Here is a 21,711-nt window from a genome sequence, read left to right as displayed (position 1 = left end):
TCAAAAGGTGTAGCCGACATCGACCGCGCGCCCTTCCAGCGAATCGAGCAGACGCGCGAACGGCCACAGCGGCGCGTAGCGTTCCGCGACCTTGCGCGCATAACCGATGAAGCGCGGCAGATCGGCGAGATAGCGCGGCTTGCCGTCGCGATAGTGAATCCGCGCGAAGAGGCCGAGCACCTTGATGTGGCGCTGCAGGCCCATCCATTCGAGCTGGCGATAGAACTCGCCGAAATCCTCATCGACGGGAAGTCCGGCCTTTTTTGCGCGCTCCCAGTAATACGCGACGCAATCGAGCTGAAACTCTTCTTCCCAGCTGATGAACGCATCGCGCATGAGCGAGGCCATGTCGTACGTGATCGGGCCGTACACCGCGTCCTGAAAGTCCAGCACGCCCGGATTCGGCTCGCACACCATCAGATTGCGCGGCATGAAGTCACGCAGCATGAAAGTCTGCGGCTGCGCGAGCGCGCTTTGCACGAGCAGCGTGAACGTGGCGTCGAGCGTCTTGCGTTCGTCGGCGGCGACTTCACGGCCCAGATGGCGTCCGATGAACCACTCGGGCATCAGCTCCATCTCGCGGCGCAGGAACGCCTCGTCGAACGGCGGCAGCACGCCTTCGCGCGCGGTTTGCTGAAAGCGGATCAGCGTGTCGATCGCGGCGCGCATCATCGGCCGCGCGTTCCTTTCGTCGAGCACCGACATGTAAGTCGTCGTGCCGAGATCGGTGAGCAGCATGAAACCGGCGTCGAAATCCGTTTCCAAAACTTTCGGCACATGCACGTTCGCGGCCTCGAGAAGCCCGGCGACCTGCACGAATTCGCGGCATTTTTCCGGCGGCGGCGCATCGACGGCGATGAGCGTTTTGCCGAACGCCGCATCGCTCTCGAGCCTGAAATAGCGGCGAAAGCTGGCATCGGCGGAGGCGGGAGCGAGGCTCGCGACGTTCAGCCGGTAGGGTCCGGCGACGTTTTCGAGCCACGAGCGAAGCTGGTTCAGGCGGGCGTCGGAAGGAATGTGCGTCATAAATTCGAGGGGCCAAACATCTTGCCATATAATACCCCACGACTTTTTTAAGCGATCCGTTTCACGCCTGGCACCAGGCTCCCGACGACTGTGAGCGTCACCGTTCGATCGAGTGTCGTCCCCGCTTAGCAACGGACCGTCAAGTTCGTGACTGCGGAAAGGCGCGGCCGCCTGCCCGGCGGCATCGGGCGCGTGGGACGCGAACGGGATCGAACCGCCACCCATACATGCCGCCACGACAGTTTCCCGTATCGAAAATCAAAGGCGACGACAAGCCACGCAGGCGGCGGCTCGTCGCTGCGCTTCTATCCGTTCCAGGCTTGATGCCCGCTCTTGCCCACGCGCAGCTCGTGGGCGACGCCGCCTATCCGCAGCCGCTCGACGGCCCGGGCAGCCTGCGCCTCGCGCCGGAGCTCCAGGAACGCCCGCTGCAAAACGGCCAGCAGCCCTCGACCTTCCTCCTCAGTGACAAGGCGACGGGCACGACCGACGAAGACATGGCGGCGAAGGGCTCGGCGGAGATCCGGCGCACGGTCACGGTCATCAAGGGCGACGCGCTCCACTACGACCAGGACACCGACATGGCCGATGCTTTCGGCAATGTCAGGCTGATCAACAACGGCGTGTCGTTCGTCGGTCCTGAGGCGCATCTGAAGGTGGAAGCGAATGAAGGGTTCATGACGAACCCGAAGTACCGCTTCAATCTGACGGGCGGCTCGGGCAGCGCCGCGCGCGCCGACATGATCGACAACGAGCGGGCGCGCATCGACCACGGCACGTACACGGCCTGCCAGTGCGAGTCCGATCCGGCGTGGTACATCAAGGGCACGTCGTTCGATTTCGACACCGGCGCCGAAGAGGGCATCGCCCACAACGGCGTGCTGTTCTTCCAGGGCGTGCCGGTTTTCGGCAGCCCGTGGCTGTCGTTTCCGCTGACGGGCGACCGTCGCAGCGGCCTTCTGCCGCCGACCTTCACGCTCAGTTCGACGACCGGCTTCGAAGCGACGATCCCGTACTATTTCAATATCGCGCCCAATCGCGATCTGACCATCACGCCGCGCATCATGACGAAGCGCGGCGTACTGGGCGAGGCGACATATCGCTATCTGTCGCCCACGTACTCGGGCTCGCTCGACGTCAACTATCTGCCCGATGACCGCGTGACGCATTCGAACCGCTACGCGATCTTCTGGCAGCACCGTCAGAACTTCGGCAGCGGCTTCGGCGGTTACATCAATTACAACAAGGTTTCGGACGATCAATATCCGGAAGACCTGGGCAACGCGTCGAATCAGTTCCTGAACGGCACGCAACTGCTGTATCAGCAGGAAGCGGGGCTCACGTACAACAACGGCCCGTGGTCGGTGCTCGCGCGCGAACAGCGCTGGCAGACGCTGCAACCCTCGACGCCGCCGTACGCCCGCGAGCCGCAGGTCAACGTTCAGTACAACAAGTACAACGTCGGCGGCTTCGACTACGGCGCGGAACTGGACGCCACGCGCTTCACGATCACGACCGACGGCGCCACCGACGGCAACCGGCTGTACTTCAATCCGTACCTGAGCTACGGCGTCAATGCGCCCGGCTATTTCGTCACGCCGAAAGTGCAATGGCACTTCGCCTCGTACGATCTGAGCCATATCGCGACGACGCAGGTCGCGGGTTCGTCGCCGCCGGTCGCGGGGCAGCCGAAGAACTTCACCGAATCGATCCCGACGCTCAGCTTCGACACGGGCCTCGTGTTCGACCGCTCGGTGCGGCTTTTCGGGCAGGACTACATCCAGACGCTGGAGCCACGGCTCTACTACGTCTACACGCCGTATCACAATCAGGACTTCGCGCCGATCTTCGATACCGCCGAAGCCGACTTCGGTCTCGCTGAAATCTACACGCCGAACACGTTTGTCGGGAACGACCGGATCGCGGACGCAAATCGCCTGACGGCCGGCCTGACCACGCGCTTCATCAACCCGGCGACGGGCGACGAGCGTGCGCGTTTCGTCATCGCGCAGCAGTATTATTTCCAGAGCCAGCGCGTCACGATCTCGCCGGATCAGCCGCCGGGACAGGCAAAGCACTCCGACCTGATCGCCGGCGCGGCCATCAAGCTGGGTGCTGGTTTCGCTTCGGAAACTGCGTTCCAATATAATGTGGACAACAACCAGCTCGTGCGCTCGAGCATCGGCTTTGCGTTCAGTCCCGGCGCGCGCAAGGTGATCAACGTCGGCTATCGCTACACGCGTTCGAACCAGACAACGCTGGTGAACGAGCCGATCAACCAGATCCTGGTCTCGGGCGAATGGCCGCTCACGAACCGTCTCTATGCCGTCGGCCGCGTGAACTATGATCTCGCGAGCCATCGTCTCGTCGACGGGCTTCTGGGCTTCCAGTACGATGCCGACTGCTGGGCGTTCGGCTTCGGCATGCAGCGCTACGCCAACGGCGTGAACACGCTGGGCCAGCCGTCCTCGGGCACGCGCGTGCTCGCGCAGTTGACGTTCAAGGGCTTGTCGAACGTCGACAACGGGCTCGTCAGCGCGTTCCGCGCGAGCGTTCAGGGTTATCAGCCGCCGCCGGCAGCGGCGCCGCCGCTCTCCCGGTACAGCGATTACGAGTGAGGCCGGATCATCGGGCTCGCGGCGTCCACGGACGTGCAGCGAAGAGCGCGTCGGCGGCCGCGCAGGGCAGGACACACAAGCAGGACACGAACGGTGAAGTCCGTATTTGATGGAGTATCTGTGGCAAACGTGAATATGTTTCGATCGACGGCAATCGCAGCGGGCGTGCTGGTCGGCGCGCTGATCCTGAGTTCGCCGGCCGGTGCGCAGGCGTTGTCGAATCGCAATGTGCAGGTCGCGGATTCCGTCGTCGCGGTGGTGAACGACGGCGTCATCACACAGCGCGAACTGGAAGAGCGCACCGCCCTCATCGTCAAGCGTCTCCAGCAGCAAAACGCGCCGGTGCCGCCTGCGGATCAGATGCAGCGGCAAGTGCTCGATCAGATGGTGATCGAGCGCATTCAGCTTCAGAAGGCGAAGGAAGACGGCATTGTCATCGACGACGCCACCGTGAACCGCACGCTCGCGCGTCTCGCGCAGCAAAACCAGATGACGCTCGACGTCTACCGCTCGCGCATCGAGGCGCAGGGCGTGCCTTGGTCCACATTCATGCGCGACGCGCGCACGGAGCTCACGCTCTCGAAGCTGCGCGAAAAGGAAGTGGATAGCAAGATCACCGTGTCCGACGGCGAAGTGGCGAACTACATCGCCAGCCAGCGCGGTCCGGGCGCGCGCAACGCGAGCGATCTGCGTTTGCAGCACATCATGTTCAAGCTGCCGTCGGACGCGCCGGAAAGCGAAGTCGCGAAGGTTCAGGCGCAGGCCGAAGCGGTGCTCAAGCAGGCGCAAGCCGGCGACGATTTCGCCAAGCTTGCAAAACAGAATTCGCAGGACACGGACGCCGGCAAGGGCGGCGATCTCGGTTTTCGCGCGCCCGGCTCGCTGCCGGCGGGCATCGTGACTGCAGTGTCGACGCTGCGTCCGGGCCAGGTCGTGCCGACGCTGCTGCGCACCGACGGCGGTTTCGAAATCATCAAGCTGGTGGATCGCCGCGCGAGCCAGGGCACCGCCGGCGATGCGCCGAAACTCGTGCAGACGCACGTGCGCCACATCCTGCTGCGCGTGTCGGACGGTATGTCGGAACAGGCCGCGCGCCAGCGGCTGCTCGATATCAAGCAGCAGGTCGCGAACGGCGGCGATTTCGCCAACTTCGCGCGCACGTATTCGCAGGACGGTTCGGCGTCGCAAGGCGGCGATCTTGGCTGGATCAGCCCGGGCGAGACCGTGCCGGAATTCGAGCGCGCGATGAACAACCTGCAGGACGGCGCGGTCAGCGATCCGGTGCGCAGCGAGTACGGCTATCACCTGATTCAGGTGCTCGCTCGCCGGGATGCGGAAGGATCGGCGTCGCAGCAACTCGACATCGCGCGTCAGGCGATCGGCCAGCGCAAGGCCGAGCAGGCGTATTCCGACTGGCTGCGCGAACTGCGCGACACCGCGTACGTGCAGTACAAGGGCGTCGCTGCCCAAGCGCAGTAACAGCATGAATGCCGATGCCCGACCGCTCGCCATCGCCATTACGACCGGCGAGCCGGCCGGCGTCGGCCCGGAACTGACGGCGGCGGCGCTACGCGAGGCGCGCGAGCGCTGGCCATCGGCGCGCTTCACGGTGCTCGGCGATCGCGATCTGCTCACGTCCCGCGCGGGCGGCGCATGGCCCGACTCGGTCGACATCGAACATCACGCGCTCGCCGTTCCCGCCGAAGCGGGCAAACTGAATGCGGCGAACGGGCGCTACGTGCTCGGTCTGCTCGATGCCGCCATCGACGGCGCGGTCTCCGGCCGGTTCGACGGCATCGTCACCGCGCCGCTGCAAAAGAGCACCATCAACGATGCCGGCGTGCCCTTCACGGGCCACACCGAATACCTCGCCGAGCGCACGCATACGCCGCGCGTCGTGATGATGCTCGCGGGTTCCAGCGAACGTCCGTTGCGCGTCGCGCTCGCGACCACGCATCTGCCGCTGAAGGACGTGTCGGCGGCGCTCAGCATCGACGGTCTCGTCGAAACGCTCACCATCATCGATCACGATCTGCGCGCGCATTTCGGCTTGCCCGCGCCGCGCATTCTCGTCACCGGGCTCAATCCGCACGCGGGCGAAAACGGCTATCTGGGCCGCGAGGAAATCGACGTCATCACGCCTGCGCTCGAACGCGCCCGTGCACTCGGCATCGATGCGCCCGGTCCGTATCCCGCCGATACGCTGTTCCAGCCGCGCTATCTGAAAGACGCCGATTGCGTGCTCGCGATGTTCCACGACCAGGGCTTGCCGGTGCTGAAGTACGCGACCTTCGGCGAAGGCATCAACGTGACGCTCGGCTTGCCGATCATCCGCACGTCGGTGGATCACGGCACCGCGCTCGATCTCGCCGGCACGGGCCGCGCCGATCCGGGCAGCATGATCGCCGCCATCGATGCCGCCGTTACGATGGCGCGCCACAAGCGCAGCGCCTGAACTCGCGCGCATTCAATTCGAATCAGTATGTCGACCAAACACCAAGGCCATTTCGCGCGCAAGCGCTTCGGGCAAAACTTTCTCGTCGATCAGGGCGTGATCGATTCCATCGTCGATGTGATCGCGCCGAAGCGCGGCGAGCGCATGGTCGAAATCGGGCCGGGCCTCGCGGCGCTCACCGAGCCTCTGATCGAGCGGCTTGCCACGCCCGAGTCGCCGCTGCACGCCGTCGAACTGGATCGCGATCTGATCGGCCGTCTGGAAAAGCGTTTCGGCGACAGGCTCGTCGTGCATTCCGCCGATGCGCTCGACTTCGATTTCGCTTCGCTCGCGCTCGAAAGTGAGAAGCCGACGCTGCGCATCGTCGGCAATCTGCCGTACAACATTTCGAGTCCGCTGCTGTTCCATTTGACGACGTTCGCGCACAAGGTCATCGACCAGCATTTCATGCTGCAGGACGAGGTGGTCGAACGCATGATCGCCGAGCCCGCGAGCAAGGACTACGGGCGTCTTTCGGTGATGCTGCAATACCGCTACGTGATGGACAAGCTGATCGACGTGCCGCCCGAATCGTTCAATCCGCCGCCGAAGGTGAATTCCGCGATCGTGCGGATGATTCCGCTCGCGCCGCACGAGTTGCCCGAAGTCGACGAAACCGTGCTGAGCGACGTCGTCAAAGCCGCGTTCGCGCAGCGCCGCAAGGTATTGCGCAACAACCTGAGCGCGTACCGCGACGCGATCGATTTCGACGCGCTCGGCTTCGATCTCACGCGCCGCGCCGAGGAAGTGCCGGTCGCGGAATTCGTCGCGCTGGCACGAGCCGTTCAGCGCTCGAAGGGCTGAACGCGGCCCGCATCCGACAGCAGTTTCATCAGCCGTTCCAGCCGCACGCGCTGCTCGTGAAGCAGGCCACGCGTCGCGCTCACCTGCTGCACGCGAGTGCGCCAATAAGTCTGGCCGAACAGCGAATTCGCGCCTTCCGCCGACAGCACGCGTTCCAGATGCCCGATTGCGGCATCGACGTTTCCCGGCGTGTAAGGGCTCGTGATCGTGGCGTCTCGTTCGAGTGTTGCGTTCATCGTCTGGTCCTTGTTCGCGTTGAATCCGGACGAGTGATTCTGCGAGCGGGGCGGGACATATCGCGTCCCGAAGACGCATCGTCGATCGGGACACGATGTGTCTTGACCGGCTGCTATGATCGTCGGTCCCATTGAAAGGAGCGAGCGCCATGCGCTTCATACACGCGGCGGACATCCATCTCGACAGCCCGTTGCACGGCCTCTCCGCCTACGCGGACGCGCCCGCGGACATGCTGCGCAACGCCACGCGCGAGGCCTTCTCGAAGCTCGTGTCGGTGGCGGTCGACGAGCAAGTCGACTTCATGGTGATCGCCGGCGATCTCTACGACGGCACCTGGCGCGATCACAACACGGGCATCTTCTTTTGCCGTGAAATGGGGCGGCTGCGTCGCGCGGGCATTCCGGTGTACGTGCTCTTCGGCAATCACGACGCCGAAAGCGAAATGACGAGCCAGCTTCAGTTGCCCGACAACGTCCACACGTTCTCGACGCGAAAGCCGCAGACCTTTCTCATCGAGGATCTGAAGGTCGCGCTTCACGGCCACAGCTTCAAGGAAAAAGCGGTCACGACGAATCTCGTCACCGCGTATCCGGCGCCGGTCGCGGGATATTTCAATATCGGCGTGCTGCATACCGCGCTCGAAGGCGGATCGATGCACGCGAGCTACGCGCCGTGCTCCGTCGCCGAACTGCACGCGAAGGAATATCACTACTGGGCGCTCGGCCATGTGCACGATTACGCGATCTGGCAGGACGCGTCGACCATCGTGTTTCCGGGCAATCTGCAAGGACGCAATATCCGCGAGACGGGACGGCGCGGCGCGGTCATCGTCAATGTTTCGGACGCGGAAGAGGTGAGCGTCGAGCGGCTTTTCATCGACGTGCTGCGTTGGGAAGCCGTGACGGTCGACGCATCGCAGGCGGGTACGCTCGATGAAGTCGCGCTCGCGGTCGGACGTGCGCTCGAAGCGCTCGTCGAATCGTCCGCGGCGCCCGTGCCGCACGCCGTGCGCGTGACGATCGCCGGCGCGACCGCGGCGCACGGCGAACTCTTCGGGCTGGAAGCGCAACTGCGCGCGGAAGTCCTCGCGCAGATCGCCGCGATCAGCCACGACCGGCTCTGGCTCGAAAAAGTGAGGATCGCGACCGAGCCGCTCGCGCACAGCGAGCCCGCCACCGGCCGCACCGATGCGCTCGCCGATCTTCACGGTCTTCTCATCGAAGCGGAATCCGACCCGGAGTTTCTGAGCATGTTGAAGGAAAGGCTGATCGCACTGGCGTCGCAGGCGCCGAGCGAGTTGCAGAAGTCCGTGCCGGAGCTCGAGCGCGTGCGCAATGGCGAAATCGCTAAGCTCGTCGCCGAAGTGCGCTCGGGGCTGATCGCGCAATTATCGGACGCGGAGTAAGGCATGCGTATCGGCAAGCTCGAACTCATCCGCTACGGCAAATTCACCGATCACACGGTGGAGTTTCCGGCGGCGGAACACGATTTTCACTTTGTCGTCGGTCCGAACGAGGCGGGCAAATCCACCATCAAGAACGCGATTTCCGAGCTGCTCTTCGGCATGCCGCATAGCTCGCCGCTTGCGTTCGTGCATCCGCAAAGCGATCTGCGGCTCGGGGCGTCGATCGAAACGGGCGGCGACGCGTTCGCGTTCCATCGTACGAAGAGCCGCAAGTCGTCGCTCTGCACGCCGAACGGCGATGCGCTGCCCGCCGACGCGCTGGCGACGTTTCTGGGCGCATCCGATAAAGGCTTCTTCGAGCAGATGTACTGCCTGAATCACGAGGCGCTGCGGCGCGGCGGCGAAGCCATTCTCGATGCATCGAGCGATGTCGGGCAGGTGCTGTTTCAATCGGCGGCGGGCATCGCGAGTCTCGGCGACGTGCGCCAACGTCTCGCTGACGAGGCCGATCGACTGTGGGCGAAGCGCAAGTCGGGCGATCGCGCGTATTACATCGGCCTGAAGCAATACGACGAAGCCACCGCCGAGCTGAAGACGGCGAGCGTGAGAACGGCGCAGTGGCGTCGCGCGCACGGCGCCGTGGAAGAGGCGGAGGAGAAGCGTCGCGATGAAGACGCGCGCCGCACGGAGCTCGAAACGCAGCGCGCCAAGCTGGAGCGCGTGAGGCGCGTGGCGCCGTACTTGAACGTGTGGCGTGAGAAGGCCGCGCAATTGCGCGAACTGGGCGATGCCGTCGATCTGCCCGCGAACGCCGAGGCGACGCTGCAAAACGCGCTGAAGCGGCTCGCGGCGGCGCAAAGCGCGCTCGACGTCCACACAAGAGCCGCCGCGCAGTTGCAAGCCGATCTCGACGCGATCGTGATCGACGACGCGGTCCTCGCCGCGCAAGCGCGCATTCGTGCGCTCGACGCCACGCGACAGCGCTGTGCCGATCACGCGAACGAAATCGCGCGGCTCGAACAGGAAGTCGCGCTGCGGCTGCGCCAGATTGCGCAGGACGGCGCGCAGCTCGGCTGGCCGCTCGACGAAGCGGGCGTGCGCGGCGCGATGCCCGGCGCGCTCGCGCTTCAGACCGTCACGAGCCTGATGCTCGAACGCGGCGAACTCGAACTCGCCGCGCGCAATGCGGAGCAAGCCGCCGACGCATGCGCCGCGCAGATCGTCATGCTGCAAACGAAGCTCGCGGCGATCGCGAACGGCGATGTGTCGCCGGGTCTGCGCGCTGCATTGCGTGCCGCGCAGAAGTATCGCGATGCGAGCGCGACGCAGCAGCGCCTCGAAGCTGCGAAGCGCGACGCGCAACAGTTGCTCGAAGCGGGCATGGCGTCGCTCGGGCGATGGTCGCGTCCGATCGGCGAACTCAAGTCGATGACGCTGCCGGCGGCGGAGCGCATCGCCGCATTGCGCGCGCAGCGGCAGGATCTGTCGTCGCGGCTGACGCTCGCGGCCGATCGCGCGAAGGAAGCGCAGGACGCGCTGCACGCCGTGCGATCGGAACTCGACAGTCTGGTCGAGACGCACGATGTCGTGACGGGCGATCAGGTTCGGGACGCGCGTACGTCGCGCGATGCAGCGTGGCGCGCGATCCGGTCCGGCGACGTCGCGCTCGATCGAGGCGCTTCCGGTTTCGAAACGGCGATGCACGCGGCGGATGGTCTCGCCGATCGTCAGTTGGGTTCCGTGAATCACGCGACGCAACTCGCGGCCTTGAAGCGGCGCGTCGCGAACGAAGAATCGACGCTCGCGCGACGCGAGCAAAGCGTGCGCGAAGCAGAATCGGCGCTGACATCGTTCGACGAATCGTGGCGCGCGCTCGCCGCGCAGTCGCAGATCGCGGACATGTCGCTCGACGATGCGCCGTCGTGGATCGCATCGCGTGACAAGGCGCTGGCCGCGTCGCAGACGCTCGATGCGCGCGCCGAAGAACTCGCGCGCGAAGCCGCCGATTCCCGCGCGCGCCGCGACGAACTCGCGCGGCATCTGGACGACGCGGACGCACGCGCCGATCTCGACGCGCTCTGCGATCTGGCCGAGGCGAAGATCGCGGCCATCGACGAAGCCGCGGTCACCCGTCGCAACGTATCCGCGCAACTCGACGAAGCGCAAGCCGAGCGCATCGCGCGGCAAGGCGCGGCGAAGGCGGCGCGCGAAGCGTTCGAACGCTGGCAATGCGAGTGGTCGGCGGCGATCGCGAAAGCGGGACTCGCGAACGCAGCGGATTCGCAGGCGGCGGCGGAAGCGGCCATCGACATGGTGAAGAAGATCGGCGCGCAACTGACGCACATCGAAACCGTACGCAACGGCCAGATCGACGCGATGCGCGCGGCGCTAACAGCGCTCGACGCCGAGGCATCGCACCTTGCGCGCGAACTCGACGAATCGCTCGCGGCGCTCGGCGCGAACGCGACTGCGACGGCGTTGTCGGCGCGTCTCGATCTCGCTTGCGCCGCGCATGGCGAGCGTGAGCGTTTGAAGAAGGAGCACGCGTCGGCGGGCGAGCACGTGCGTCACGCTCACGCCGATGTCGAGGAAGCGAAGGCGACGCTGCGTCCGCTCTACGATCTGGCGGGTGTCGATACGCCGGACGTGCTTCAGGCACGCATCGCGCAATCGCAGAAGAAGCGCGAACTGGCCGCCGCCGTCGACGACGCGCGCGCCGCGCTCATCAAGGGCGGCGATGGCCTGACGCTCGACGAACTCATCGCGGAAGTGGAGGGCGCGGACATGTCGAACGTGCAGGCGGAGCTCTCGCGCATCGGCGCGGCGCTGTCGGAATCGGTGAGAATCGCGAGCGAAACGGCGACGGCACTCGACGCCGCGCGCCGCGAATTCAATGCCATTTCAGGCGAAGCGAACGCCGCGCGCGCCGAAGCGAAACGCCAGGAAGCGCTCGCCACGATGTCCGATGCCGCCGAGCGCTTCGTCAAGGTCGAAACGGCGTCGACGCTGCTCAAGTGGGCGATCGACCGTTATCGCGAGCGCCGTCAGGGACCGATGCTGTCGCGCGCAAGCACGATTTTTTCGGCGCTCACGCTCGACACGTTCTCGCGGCTCGTCGTCGATTACGATCGTCAGCCGATGGCGCTGTCCGCGATTCGCGCGAGCGGCGAGCATGTGGATATCGCCGGCATGAGCGAGGGCACGCGCGATCAGCTGTATCTCGCGCTGCGGCTCGCGGCGCTGGAAGAGCATGGCGAGAAGGCGTCGGCGTTGCCGTTCGTCGCCGACGATCTCTTCATCAACTTCGACGATGGCCGCGCGCGCGCCGGCTTGCGCGTGCTCGCGCAGATCGCGAAACGCACGCAGGTGATCTTTCTGAGCCACCACGATCATCTCGTCGATATCGTGCGCGAGGTGTTCGGGCCGCAGGTGAACGTGCGTTATATGGGCTGATGCGTCAGCTCGTCCGATAGCGCTTCGCCAGCTTGACGAAATCCTCGGCGAACTCGTCACGCAACGCTTGCGGCGCGAGAATCTCGACCCCCGCGCCGAGCGCGCGCAGCCACCAGCGCAGCTTGAGACTTGGCGTGACGGTGCCGGTGACTTTCATGCGGCCGTCGGGCAACGTGTCGATTTTCTGATCCTTCGACATCGGCGATTCGCGCAACTGATTGCCCGCGTTGCCTTCGAACGCAAGTTCGAGCAGCACCGGCGGCTCGGGCAGAAAGTCGAAGACCTGCTGCGTTTCGATGTATTTGCGCAGCTTGAAATCGTCCGGATACGTGAAAGATTCGCCCGACTCGGAAACCGAGCGAATCCGGTCCAGCCGATACAGCGCGCGCGTCCATTCCGTTTCGCCTTTCTCCGGACGCGGCGCGCGACTCGGATCTTGCGCGACCATATACATCACGCCCGCGGATTCGACCAGCGCGAGCGGCCACAGCTTTTTCGTGCGCGGTTCGTCGCTGCGTTCGCCCCGATATGCCGCGCGATACTGCACGAGCAGTTCGCGCTCGAAGAACGTAGCGGTCGCGACCGTCTGAAAGATTTCCGGACGCAGCTTCGGCCGAATCAGCGTGAAAGCGCCATCGACGGAATCGATCTTGTCCGCCCACGCGCGATAGATGCGGCTGTCCGCCGTTTCCTGCGACAGCCGCGATTCGGCGGCCTTGAACAGCGGATCGATGTCGCGCGTGACGGCATTCGGCAGCTTGTTGCCCGCAAAGCGCTGGAGGATGTGAAACGCCACCGCCTCCGATGCGCTCATCAAACCGCTCATGCCTTCCTGCAAGCCGTGCAGCCACGGCTTGCGCTGCCAGAGCAGCTCGCGGCCGTTGAGCATGGATACGACGCGCGCATCGGCTTCGAGCGCCGTCAGATGACGCTGCACCTTCTTCGTATAGCCGACGCGATGACCGCGCTCTTCGAGACGTCTGCGGACTTCGGGCGTCGATAGCCACGCGGTCGCGTCGCGCTCGGTAGGGAGCACGCGGAGGATGGCTTCGTCGAGGCTGGAGGTCATGATGCGCAGGCGAGGAAAGGTTGCTCCTGATTATAGAAACTATCGAGACAAATCGTGTCTTGATCGGACGGGGCGGCCATCAGGCTTTCGGATTTTTCGGGTGACGGTCTTCGACATAAGCGGAAAGAATAGCGGCGCCGGGGGATGAGGCCCCAGCATGTCGAGGAGCGAAAACAATGAGTAGAAGGGAACAGGCCAACGAGGAATTTCTCGCGGGTCTCAAGAACCGGACATCGCGCGCGATCCAGCAATATTTCTTTTCGCACGGGGTCTGCGTGGGGCGTTCGGACGTCCGCAAAGCGATGGCGCTTCCCGAGCATGAACAGACCTTCGCGTCGTTGGCGCCATCCTTCGCGCAAGTCAACGAATCGATCAGCTTGCTGACGGACATCGGTTCCTTGTCGCTTCCGTCGAAGGAGAAGACGATGCGCGCGGTGTATGAAATCGAAGGGCGGTTGCGGGAGCGCGGCGGTTGCGTCGAAGGACTGGAACGGGCGCTCGCGCGAATCGAGATGGCGCGCAATTCGATACCCGCCGAGCCGAAGCTCTGGCCCTACACGTTCTGGGGCGTGTTGTGCCTGCTCGCGGCGTACTTCGTCTGGCCGAGTGCGTTGGTCGGCGTGATGCTGCTGGGCGCCGGGTTCAACAGACATTCGAGCTACAAGAAGCGCAAGGCCGAAGCGGACCGTGCGTTGAGTGAAGCGAACGATATGTTCGAGGCCGTCGCCGCGCTCGAGCTCACGCCGCGGCTAAGGCTGCTGGAACAGTGATGCGAAGGACCGAACGGCCAAAGCAAAAAGCCCAGTCGCAATGACTGGGCTTTTTACCTGATACTTGGTAGGCCGTACGGGATTCGAACCTGTGACCAACGGATTAAAAGTCCGCTGCTCTACCAGCTGAGCTAACGACCCGAAAGAGGCAAAATTATAAACTTCGATTCGCGAATCTGTCAACCCGCTCGGTTGAAGAATCATCAAATCATCGAAAGAAAAACGCCCGCGGCTCCATTGCCCGCGGGCATTCTCCTCGAGAGGCGCGAAACTCCGAACTTCGGCTTCGCTTACTTCACTTGCGACATCTTGCTCTGCGCGGTCTGCGCGACTTCCGTGCCGGCGTACTGCGAGATGATCTGCTGAAGCGTCTGCTTCGCAGCCGCTTTCTGACCTTGCTCGATCTGGTTGTTCGCGATTGCGAGCAACGCCTCGGGCGCTCGCGGATGCGTCGGATAACTCTTCACCAGGTCCTGCCAGATCGCAGTCGATCCCTTGTAGTCGCGCTGCGCATAGAGCGCATTGCCGAGCCAATACCGCGCCGTCGGCTGATACGGGCTCTGCGGGTACTTCGCCACGAACGCCTTGAACGACGCCGCGGCATTCTTGTAGTCACCGTTACGAAACTGAGTCGACGCTGCGTTGAACGCTTCCGTCTCGCCCGGCTGCACCGAACCCGTCACGCCATCGATCGTCTCTTGCTGCGGCTCGAATTTCTTCAAGCGCGAATCGAGATCGGCGTAATAGTCCTTCTGCTGCTTCTGCAGCGTGGCGACCTGGTTGGCCAGATCCTCATTCTGGCCACGAACCGTCGCGACCTGCTGATTGAGCTGGTCGATACGATTCTGCTGATCGAGGATCGTGCGCTGCGCGGCCTGCAACTGACTGGACAGGCTGTCAGTCTTCGTGCGCAGATCGAGCACGGCTTTACGCGCTTCGTTGTCGTCGAAGACGCCGGCGTGCGCGGGCGCACTCAGCATCGTCGAACCGACTACACACGCGGCTGCGGCCGCGCGCAGCAAGGGAAAGCGATACAACATAGGGCGACTCACCCGTGACTGGTTACGTTAAGTAAATTACTGCTGGTACACGAGGTCCGCACGGCGGTTCTGTGCCCACGACGATTCGTCGTGACCCGTTGCAGTCGGCTTTTCCTTGCCGAGCGACACGGCTTCCATCTGCGAATCGGCGACGCCCATCAGCGACATTGCACGACGCACGGCTTCCGCACGCTTCTGGCCGAGCGCGAGGTTGTACTCGCTCGTGCCGCGTTCGTCGGTGTTGCCTTGAATCAGGACGTGACGCTCCGGATGGCTCTTCAGGTACGACGAGTGTTGTTGCAGCAGCGGCTGATAGTCGTCCTTCACGGCATAGCTGTCGAAGTCGAAATAGATGCTGCGCTTGGCGAGCGGGCTGTTCGGATCGTTCAGTGGGTCGATGTTGACCTGCTTCACGTCCGTCGGGTTCGGCTGCGTGCCGACTGCACCCTTGTTCTGGCCTTCGTCGAGCTTCACGCCCGAGTGACACGCCGCCAATGCGCCGACCATCGCAACTGCCAGGCCGATACGAAGTTTCGACATCATGGTACCTCTCCTTGTGTTGTAGCTGAACGTTGTATGTGAAACGTTATTGCTGGACTTATTGCATGAACGGACCCCAGGACGGCTCGCGCACCACACCGCCCTGAACTGACAAGACTTGCCGCGTGCGACCGTCGGTCGAAACGGCTGCCAACACGCCACGTCCGTTCACTTGGGTGGCGTAGAGGATGTACTGACCATTCGCCGCGAAGCTCGGCGATTCGTCATGCGTCGTGTCGGTCAGCCCCGTCGCCGTGCCGGACGCGAGGTCCTGCAGATACAGCTTGAAGCCGCCGCCAGTGCGCGAAATGTACGCGAGTTGCTTGCCGTCCGGACTCACGCGCGGGCTGGTGTTGTACGCACCCGCAAACGTGACCCGCTGGGCCGCGCCGGCGCTTTCACCCGCCGCCGGCATCTTGTAGATCTGCGGTTGGCCGCCGCGATCGCTCGTGAAATAAATCCAGTTGCCATCAGGAGAGTAGAACGGCTCGGTGTCGATGGAACTGCCTTGTGTCAGACGGCGCAGGCCGGAGCCGTCTGCGTTGACTTCGAAAATCTGCGTGTTGCCCGTGCGCGAGAGCGCGACCGCGAGCTTGCGGCCATCAGGCGACCACGACGGGGCACTGTTGTTGCCCTTCTGATTCGACACGACTACGCGACGTCCCGTCGGCAGGTCGTGGATGTACACCACCGGCTTCTTTTTCTCGAACGACACGTATGCGACCTTCGTGCCGTCCGGCGACCACGCCGGCGAAATGATCGGTTCCGGGCTGGAGAGGGCGATCTTCGCGTCCTGACCGTCCGAATCGGAAATTTGCAATTGATAACGGCCGCCCGTCTGAATGACGTAGGACAGACGCGTTGCGAACACGCCGCGGCCGCCGAGCAGCTTCGCGTAGATGTAGTCGGCGATCTTGTGCGCGCTCATGCGCAGGCCGCTTTCGGCGCTGACGAGCGACAGGCCGCCCAGGTTCTGCTGCTTGACGGTGTCGTAGAGCCGGAAGCGCACTTCGTATTGGCCGTTCGGCAGCTTGTTCACGCTACCCGACACGAACGCGTCCGCGCCTTTTGCCTTCCACGCGCCGAGATCGACCGTATCGGATTCCGCGACCGGCGCGCTGCCGGCGTCGATATTCGTGAACTTGCCGCTGCGCTGCAGATCCTGGCGAATGATCGCGCTGACTTGCTGCGGCGAACTCGCTTCATTGGCGAAATTGGCCGTCGCGATCGGAAACTGGGTCGAACCGACGCCGGTCACGAGTACGTTCAACTGGGCGTGTGCAGCGGTGCCGGCTGCGATCAGGCAGGACGCGACCAGCGTTTTCAGGCCAAGCTTCGTCATCAAACTCATGCTGTATAGGTTCCAGATAAAAGCGTTTTCAAGTGTCCGCGGACTGCAGAACAGACCCGCGGTCGCACATTTCGTTCCCGCTGCTTAATGCGAGCTTTCAAGCGCGCTTCACTGCTGACTAGCGCGTTAACCGCCCGCCGGACGCAGCGTGATCGTGAAGCTCGAAGGCGCCTTGCCGTCGATATCCACCGGCATCGGATCCGAGCGCTGTACCGCGCGCAGTGCCGCCTGATCCCACTGCTCGTTGCCGCTCGAGCGCGTGATATTCGCCGACAGCAGCGTGCCCGACGGCGAGCAGCGCACCGACACGACCGTCTCGAGCCCGGCCGTTTCGCCGGCCCACACGATGTTCGGCCGCACGCGACGCTGCACCTTCTCGGCGTAGCCAGGCGAGGTCGCATTGCCGCCCGCGCCCTTGCCGGTGCCGCTCTTGGCCAGGCCTTCGCCGCTGCCCGCCGTGCCGCCGCCCAACTGCCCTTGCAGTTGCGAGAGACGCGCCTTGCGCTCGGCATCGAGCTTGGCTTTCGCTTCCGCGTCGGCCTTGGCTTTCGCTTGCGCCGCGGCCTTCGCTTTCGCGTCGGACTCAGCCTTGGCCTTGGCTTGCGCGTCGGCCTTCGCCTTGGCTTCCTGCTGTTCCTTCTCCTTCTCCTTCTGCTCCTTGAGCTGTTCCTGCTTCTGCGCTTCGGCTTGCTGCTGCTGACGCTGCTTGTCCTGCTGCGCCTTCTGTTGCTGCTTCTGCAGGTCGGCCTGACGCTGCTGCTCGATCTGCTTCTGCTTGTCCTGCATCGCCTTCTGCTGGGCGGCTTGCGCGGCAAGCTGCTGCTGACGCTTCGCTTCCGCTTCCTGCTTCGCCTCTTCCTGCTGACGGCGCTGCTCGGCGAGTTGCGCTTCGCGCGCGGCGGCTTCCTGCTGCTTGCGCTTCTTCTCCTGCAACGCGATGTCCGCGTCTTCGTCCTTCGCCGGCGGCGGCGCGGGCTGCACCTTCACCGGCGCGGGCGGCGGCGGGGCAGGGCGCGGCGTCGGCGCGGGCGTGTCCGGAATCTCGGTCCAGATTTCCGCTTCCGCGCCCGCCGGCGTGTTGTTCTGCCAGTTGATGCCGTGATACAGGAACCAGCCGAGCAGCAGATGCATCAACGCCGCGAGCGCGAACGCCTTACCCGTGCCGCGTTCACGCGGCGGGCGATTCGGTCGCGCGGACGATGCGCGTGTCGGCCTGTGCGAAAGGGTCATTGCGATTTGACGAGCAATCCGACGCGCTTCACGCCGCGCGCCTTCATATCGGACATCACGTTCATCACGACTTCGTACTTCACGGTTTTGTCCGCCGCGATCACGACGGGCTGATCCGGATGCGATTCCTGACGGTTGAGCACGAAGCTGTTGAGATCGTTCATCGTCATCTTCTGCTCTTGCGTCGCGCCGCCTTCTTCCTTGTAGCGCACGTTCATGCTGCCGTCCGCCTTGATGTTGATGACGAGCGGCGGCTGCTGCTCCTGCGGCTGCGCATTGCCGACGGTCGGCAGATTGATGATCGAGGGCGAAACGAGCGGCGCCGTCACCATGAAGATGACGAGCAGCACGAGCATCACGTCGATGTATGGCACGACGTTGATGTCGGCCATCGCGCGGCGCGAGCCGCCGCGCATGCTGGAACGAATGGGGCCTGCCATCGCGGACTCCTTCTGTTAGTGCGCCTGACGCTGCAGGATGTTCGAGAACTCTTCGATGAAGGTCTCGAAGCGGATCGCCAGACGGTCGATGTCGTGCGCGTAGCGGTTGTACGCGACCACTGCGGGAATCGCGGCGAAGAGGCCGATCGCCGTCGCGACGAGCGCTTCGGCGATGCCGGGCGCCACGTTCGCGAGCGTCGCCTGCTGCACATTGGCGAGACCGCGGAACGAATTCATGATCCCCCACACCGTGCCGAAGAGACCGATATAAGGACTCACGGAACCGACCGACGCGAGGAACGCGAGGTTCGCTTCGAGCACGTCCATTTCGCGCTGGAACGCGGCGCGCATCGCGCGGCGGGAACCGTCGAGAATCGCGCCCGGATCGGTGATCCGGCGCTCCTTGCCCTTCAGGAATTCACGCATGCCGGATTCGAAGATACGCTCGAGCGCGCCGATCGTGTGACGGTTGTTCGCCGCGCTTTGATACAGCGCCTGCAGGTCGCCGCCCGACCAGAAATCGCGCTCGAAGCGCTCGGTCTGCGCGCGCGCGCGGCGAATGGCAAACCACTTGCGGAAAATGAAGGTCCACGACAGGAGCGACAGCAGCAACAGCAGCGCCATCACGGCCTGCGCGAGCAGGCTCGCGTGAACGACGAGGGAAATGATCGACAGGTCTTGTGTATTGTTCATAAAGGTCTGCTGTTACGTCCCGAAAGGGGCGTCCGGTCAAAGCGTCATGCTTTCGTGAAATGGATGTGAATCAAACGAAAGCCGTGCCGTGGCCGGCTCATGCTCGTTAATGCTTCCTCTGTTCCCGATGCCCGGTTTCGCTTCGGTGTGCGATGAGTTCATCGTTCAGGCTCGGTCTTGATCTGCGCCGCGCGATGCCGCGGCGAGCGTCGCGTGCGGGCCGCGCTTCAATCCTTCGATCACCGCATCCGGAATGGCGGCCGGACGAATCGACGCGCGATCCACCGAGGCAACGCGAATGTCGCCGCTCGCGAGCAGCATGCCGTCGCGCCACGCTTCCTGATGAAAATCCACCGATGCACGGCCGAGGCGCTCGATGCGACTTACAACGCGAATGACGTCATCCAGGCGCGCCGGCGACGAATATTCGACGGCCGTGCGTCTCACGACGAACAGGATGTCGCTCGAATCGGCGAGACGCTGCTGATCGATTCCGCACGCGCGCAGCCATTCGGTGCGCGCCCGTTCGAAGAACTTCAGGTAGTTCGCGTAGAAGACGATGCCGCCGGCGTCGGTGTCCTCGTAATACACCCGAATCGGCCACTCGAAAGTCAACGGATCACTCACCTTTGCGCCGCTCCGCTCGCGCAGAGGCTCATAAACACGATCTGGCTCGCATTTTGACAAATATTCATCGGCGGCATTTTACCGGAACCGGAAGCACCCCCGCCAAATCCTTAGGCAGATATCGGAATCAGCCGCGGTGAATTTGCAACGGTGCGAACGTCTGGGCGACCGGCATCATCTCGATCGCGTTGATGTTCACGTGTGCCGGGCGCGTGGCGATCCAGTAGATCGCGTCGGCGATGTCCTCGGGCGTGAGCGCCTGCACATCCTTATATACAGTCGCGGCTTTGCTGTCGTCGCCCTTGAAGCGCACGTTCGAAAACTCGGTGCCGCCGACGAGCCCCGGCTCGATGTCCGTCACGCGAAGGGCGGTGCCGGCGACGTCCGCGCGCAGGTTCAGGCTGAACTGCCGCACGAACGCCTTCGTCGCGCCGTACACGTTGCCTCCGGCGTACGGATACGTGCCCGCCACCGATCCCATGTTGAACACATGTCCGCGATTGCGCTCGATCATGCCCGGCAAGATCGCGTGCGTGACCGTCACGAGACCCGTGCAGTTCGTGTCGATCATGTTCTTCCAGTCGTCGAGATTCGCGCGTTGCGCGGGTTCGAGGCCGAGCGCGAGTCCGGCGTTGTTCACCAGCACGTCGATCTGCGCGAACGCGTCGGGCAGGGCCGCGACGGCGTCGCGGACGGCGTTTTCGTCCCGTACGTCGAGTTCGACTGGCAGAAGCGCGTCGCCGAGTTCGTTCGACAGCGCGACCAGGCGCTCCTTGCGACGCGCGGCGGCGATCACACGATGGCCGCCTTTGACGAACGTGCGGGCGATGGCGGCGCCGAATCCGGCCGACGCGCCGGTGACAAAAACGATCATGAGCGGACTCCGAATGGACTGAGACGGGCAAAGCCGACGCGCGCAGGGCGACGCGTCCGGCAACGGCGCAAAGCGTACTTCCATTGATGCGGCGCGGCAAGCAACCGTGGGCGCGAACGATCGTGCTTTAAGCGTGGCTGCGCGCCCGTCCGATTGCCCTGTAAGCCGGTTGCCTAAAGCATGGCCGGCCATTACACTACAACGCTCAAACCCCGCGTGACTGGCGATAGAATCTTCGGATTCAAGGTGGAGCGACCCACCAGGAAGCGCGGAGCGTCGTTTTGCCGTTCGCCTGGGCAGCTGAGATCCGCACGCCGTCGCTGCGTTGCTGGTGGCTGTCCGTTCCGCGAAACCGGATTCTTCCTCTATCCGCCGCGCCTGGACTCCATCGGTTTCCAGCGTCTTTTGCGTCTGCTTCGAACGTGGCGCACGCGCGATCCGGTCAACCTGTTTTGATCTCACGGAAAACGTATGTTTGACAGAGCCGAAAGTACCCTCGCCAATGTCGATCCCGAATTGCTCAAGGCGATCGAGCAGGAAAACCGCCGCCAGGAAGATCACATCGAGCTGATCGCGTCGGAAAACTACACGAGCCCGGCCGTAATGGCCGCGCAGGGCTCGCAACTCACGAACAAATACGCCGAAGGCTATCCCGGCAAGCGCTATTACGGCGGTTGCGAATATGTGGACATCGTCGAGCAGCTCGCGATCGACCGCGTGAAGCAGCTCTTCGGCGCCGAAGCCGCGAACGTGCAGCCGAACTCCGGCTCGCAGGCGAATCAGGGCGTGTTTTTCGCCGTGCTCAAGCCGGGCGACACGATCATGGGCATGAGCCTTGCCGAAGGCGGTCACCTCACGCACGGCTCGCCGGTCAACATGTCGGGCAAGTGGTTCAACGTCGTGAGCTACGGCCTGAACGAAGCCGAGGACATCGACTACGACAAGACCGAAGCGCTCGCCAAGGAACACAAGCCGAAGCTGATCGTCGCGGGCGCGTCGGCGTTTGCGCTGAAGATCGATTTCGAGCGCCTTTCGAAGAT

Annotated in this window: 19 protein-coding genes, 1 tRNA gene and 1 riboswitch; of the genes, 8 read left to right on the top strand and 12 right to left on the bottom strand. The window is 63.9% G+C overall.

Annotation, left to right across the window (positions count from 1 at the left end; genetic code table 11):
• A complete protein-coding gene (locus NCS03_RS11625; protein WP_250529194.1) occupies nucleotides 1-1,026 on the bottom strand; it encodes an aminoglycoside phosphotransferase family protein in 1,026 nt (341 codons plus the stop codon).
• A 227-nt stretch (nucleotides 1,027-1,253) separates the two neighbouring features.
• Between NCS03_RS11625 and NCS03_RS11620 the strand changes: the two genes are divergently transcribed.
• The 4 genes from NCS03_RS11620 to rsmA all read left to right on the top strand — a co-directional run bounded on the left by NCS03_RS11620 (nucleotide 1,254) and on the right by rsmA (nucleotide 6,942).
• The gene (locus NCS03_RS11620; RefSeq protein WP_239295125.1) at nucleotides 1,254-3,644 is read left to right on the top strand and encodes an LPS-assembly protein LptD; all 2,391 of its coding nucleotides are present in this window, start codon (nucleotides 1,254-1,256) and stop codon (nucleotides 3,642-3,644) included.
• Nucleotides 3,645-3,779: 135 nt separating this feature from the next.
• Nucleotides 3,780-5,123, top strand: a complete 1,344-nt coding sequence (locus NCS03_RS11615) for a peptidylprolyl isomerase (protein WP_008342825.1) — start codon at nucleotides 3,780-3,782, stop codon at nucleotides 5,121-5,123.
• A 4-nt stretch (nucleotides 5,124-5,127) separates the two neighbouring features.
• On the top strand, nucleotides 5,128-6,099 hold the full coding sequence (gene pdxA, locus NCS03_RS11610; protein WP_239295124.1) for a 4-hydroxythreonine-4-phosphate dehydrogenase PdxA: 972 nt from the start codon (nucleotides 5,128-5,130) through the stop codon (nucleotides 6,097-6,099).
• Between the two features lie 27 nt (nucleotides 6,100-6,126).
• A complete protein-coding gene (rsmA, locus tag NCS03_RS11605; RefSeq protein ID WP_250529193.1) occupies nucleotides 6,127-6,942 on the top strand; it encodes a 16S rRNA (adenine(1518)-N(6)/adenine(1519)-N(6))-dimethyltransferase RsmA in 816 nt (271 codons plus the stop codon).
• On the opposite strand, the gene NCS03_RS11600 is transcribed toward rsmA, so the two are convergent.
• Nucleotides 6,924-7,178, bottom strand: coding sequence for a hypothetical protein (locus NCS03_RS11600; protein WP_175980481.1), 255 nt, complete (start codon nucleotides 7,176-7,178; stop codon nucleotides 6,924-6,926). The genes rsmA and NCS03_RS11600 overlap by 19 nt on opposite strands.
• Before the next feature lie 149 nt (nucleotides 7,179-7,327).
• Here NCS03_RS11600 and NCS03_RS11595 point away from each other — a divergent pair, with 149 nt between their 5' ends.
• Nucleotides 7,328-8,584, top strand: a complete 1,257-nt coding sequence (locus NCS03_RS11595; RefSeq protein ID WP_034471513.1) for a metallophosphoesterase family protein — start codon at nucleotides 7,328-7,330, stop codon at nucleotides 8,582-8,584.
• A gap of 3 nt (nucleotides 8,585-8,587) precedes the next feature.
• Entirely contained in the window at nucleotides 8,588-12,037 is a 3,450-nt protein-coding gene (locus NCS03_RS11590; protein ID WP_250529192.1) for an ATP-binding protein, read from the top strand.
• A gap of 4 nt (nucleotides 12,038-12,041) precedes the next feature.
• Here the strand turns inward: NCS03_RS11590 and NCS03_RS11585 are convergent, their stop codons facing one another.
• On the bottom strand, nucleotides 12,042-13,106 hold the full coding sequence (locus NCS03_RS11585; protein WP_250529191.1) for a helix-turn-helix transcriptional regulator: 1,065 nt from the start codon (nucleotides 13,104-13,106) through the stop codon (nucleotides 12,042-12,044).
• A 176-nt stretch (nucleotides 13,107-13,282) separates the two neighbouring features.
• On the opposite strand from NCS03_RS11585, the gene NCS03_RS11580 reads away from it, so the two are divergent.
• Nucleotides 13,283-13,876 carry a hypothetical protein gene (locus NCS03_RS11580; RefSeq protein WP_250457441.1) on the top strand — a complete coding sequence of 198 codons (594 nt, stop codon included), beginning with the start codon at nucleotides 13,283-13,285 and terminating at the stop codon, nucleotides 13,874-13,876.
• Between the two features lie 65 nt (nucleotides 13,877-13,941).
• On the opposite strand, the gene NCS03_RS11575 is transcribed toward NCS03_RS11580, so the two are convergent.
• From NCS03_RS11575 to ydfG, 9 genes are all read right to left on the bottom strand, one after another.
• Nucleotides 13,942-14,017, bottom strand: a tRNA-Lys gene (locus NCS03_RS11575).
• A gap of 149 nt (nucleotides 14,018-14,166) precedes the next feature.
• Nucleotides 14,167-14,916: a tol-pal system protein YbgF gene (gene ybgF / locus NCS03_RS11570; RefSeq protein ID WP_008342809.1), complete on the bottom strand. Its 750-nt coding sequence runs from the start codon at nucleotides 14,914-14,916 to the stop codon at nucleotides 14,167-14,169.
• A gap of 36 nt (nucleotides 14,917-14,952) precedes the next feature.
• Entirely contained in the window at nucleotides 14,953-15,459 is a 507-nt protein-coding gene (gene pal / locus NCS03_RS11565; RefSeq protein ID WP_008342807.1) for a peptidoglycan-associated lipoprotein Pal, read from the bottom strand.
• A 55-nt stretch (nucleotides 15,460-15,514) separates the two neighbouring features.
• Nucleotides 15,515-16,807 (bottom strand): Tol-Pal system beta propeller repeat protein TolB, encoded by a 1,293-nt coding sequence (tolB, locus tag NCS03_RS11560; RefSeq protein ID WP_008342805.1) that lies wholly within the window; start codon nucleotides 16,805-16,807, stop codon nucleotides 15,515-15,517.
• A gap of 126 nt (nucleotides 16,808-16,933) precedes the next feature.
• Nucleotides 16,934-18,037: a cell envelope integrity protein TolA gene (gene tolA / locus NCS03_RS11555; RefSeq protein WP_034471522.1), complete on the bottom strand. Its 1,104-nt coding sequence runs from the start codon at nucleotides 18,035-18,037 to the stop codon at nucleotides 16,934-16,936.
• Nucleotides 18,034-18,477, bottom strand: a complete 444-nt coding sequence (gene tolR, locus NCS03_RS11550) for a protein TolR (protein WP_008342802.1) — start codon at nucleotides 18,475-18,477, stop codon at nucleotides 18,034-18,036. Before tolR ends, tolA begins: the two co-directional genes overlap by 4 nt.
• A gap of 15 nt (nucleotides 18,478-18,492) precedes the next feature.
• A complete protein-coding gene (gene tolQ, locus NCS03_RS11545) occupies nucleotides 18,493-19,170 on the bottom strand; it encodes a protein TolQ (protein WP_008342801.1) in 678 nt (225 codons plus the stop codon).
• A 165-nt stretch (nucleotides 19,171-19,335) separates the two neighbouring features.
• Nucleotides 19,336-19,797 carry a tol-pal system-associated acyl-CoA thioesterase gene (gene ybgC / locus NCS03_RS11540; protein ID WP_250440166.1) on the bottom strand — a complete coding sequence of 154 codons (462 nt, stop codon included), beginning with the start codon at nucleotides 19,795-19,797 and terminating at the stop codon, nucleotides 19,336-19,338.
• A 127-nt stretch (nucleotides 19,798-19,924) separates the two neighbouring features.
• Nucleotides 19,925-20,671 (bottom strand): bifunctional NADP-dependent 3-hydroxy acid dehydrogenase/3-hydroxypropionate dehydrogenase YdfG, encoded by a 747-nt coding sequence (gene ydfG / locus NCS03_RS11535; protein ID WP_239295118.1) that lies wholly within the window; start codon nucleotides 20,669-20,671, stop codon nucleotides 19,925-19,927.
• A 206-nt stretch (nucleotides 20,672-20,877) separates the two neighbouring features.
• Nucleotides 20,878-20,976: riboswitch (ZMP/ZTP riboswitch) on the top strand.
• Nucleotides 20,977-21,142: 166 nt separating this feature from the next.
• On the opposite strand from ydfG, the gene NCS03_RS11530 reads away from it, so the two are divergent.
• Nucleotides 21,143-21,711: PLP-dependent aminotransferase family protein (locus NCS03_RS11530; RefSeq protein ID WP_502799951.1), on the top strand; the 569-nt coding region annotated here is incomplete at its 3' end.

The sequence above is a fragment of the Caballeronia sp. ATUFL_F1_KS4A genome, from assembly GCF_023630905.1.
Taxonomy (GTDB): domain Bacteria; phylum Pseudomonadota; class Gammaproteobacteria; order Burkholderiales; family Burkholderiaceae; genus Caballeronia; species Caballeronia zhejiangensis.
The sequence above is the reverse complement of the archived record's forward strand: the minus strand, read 5'-3'. Positions and strand labels throughout refer to the sequence as shown.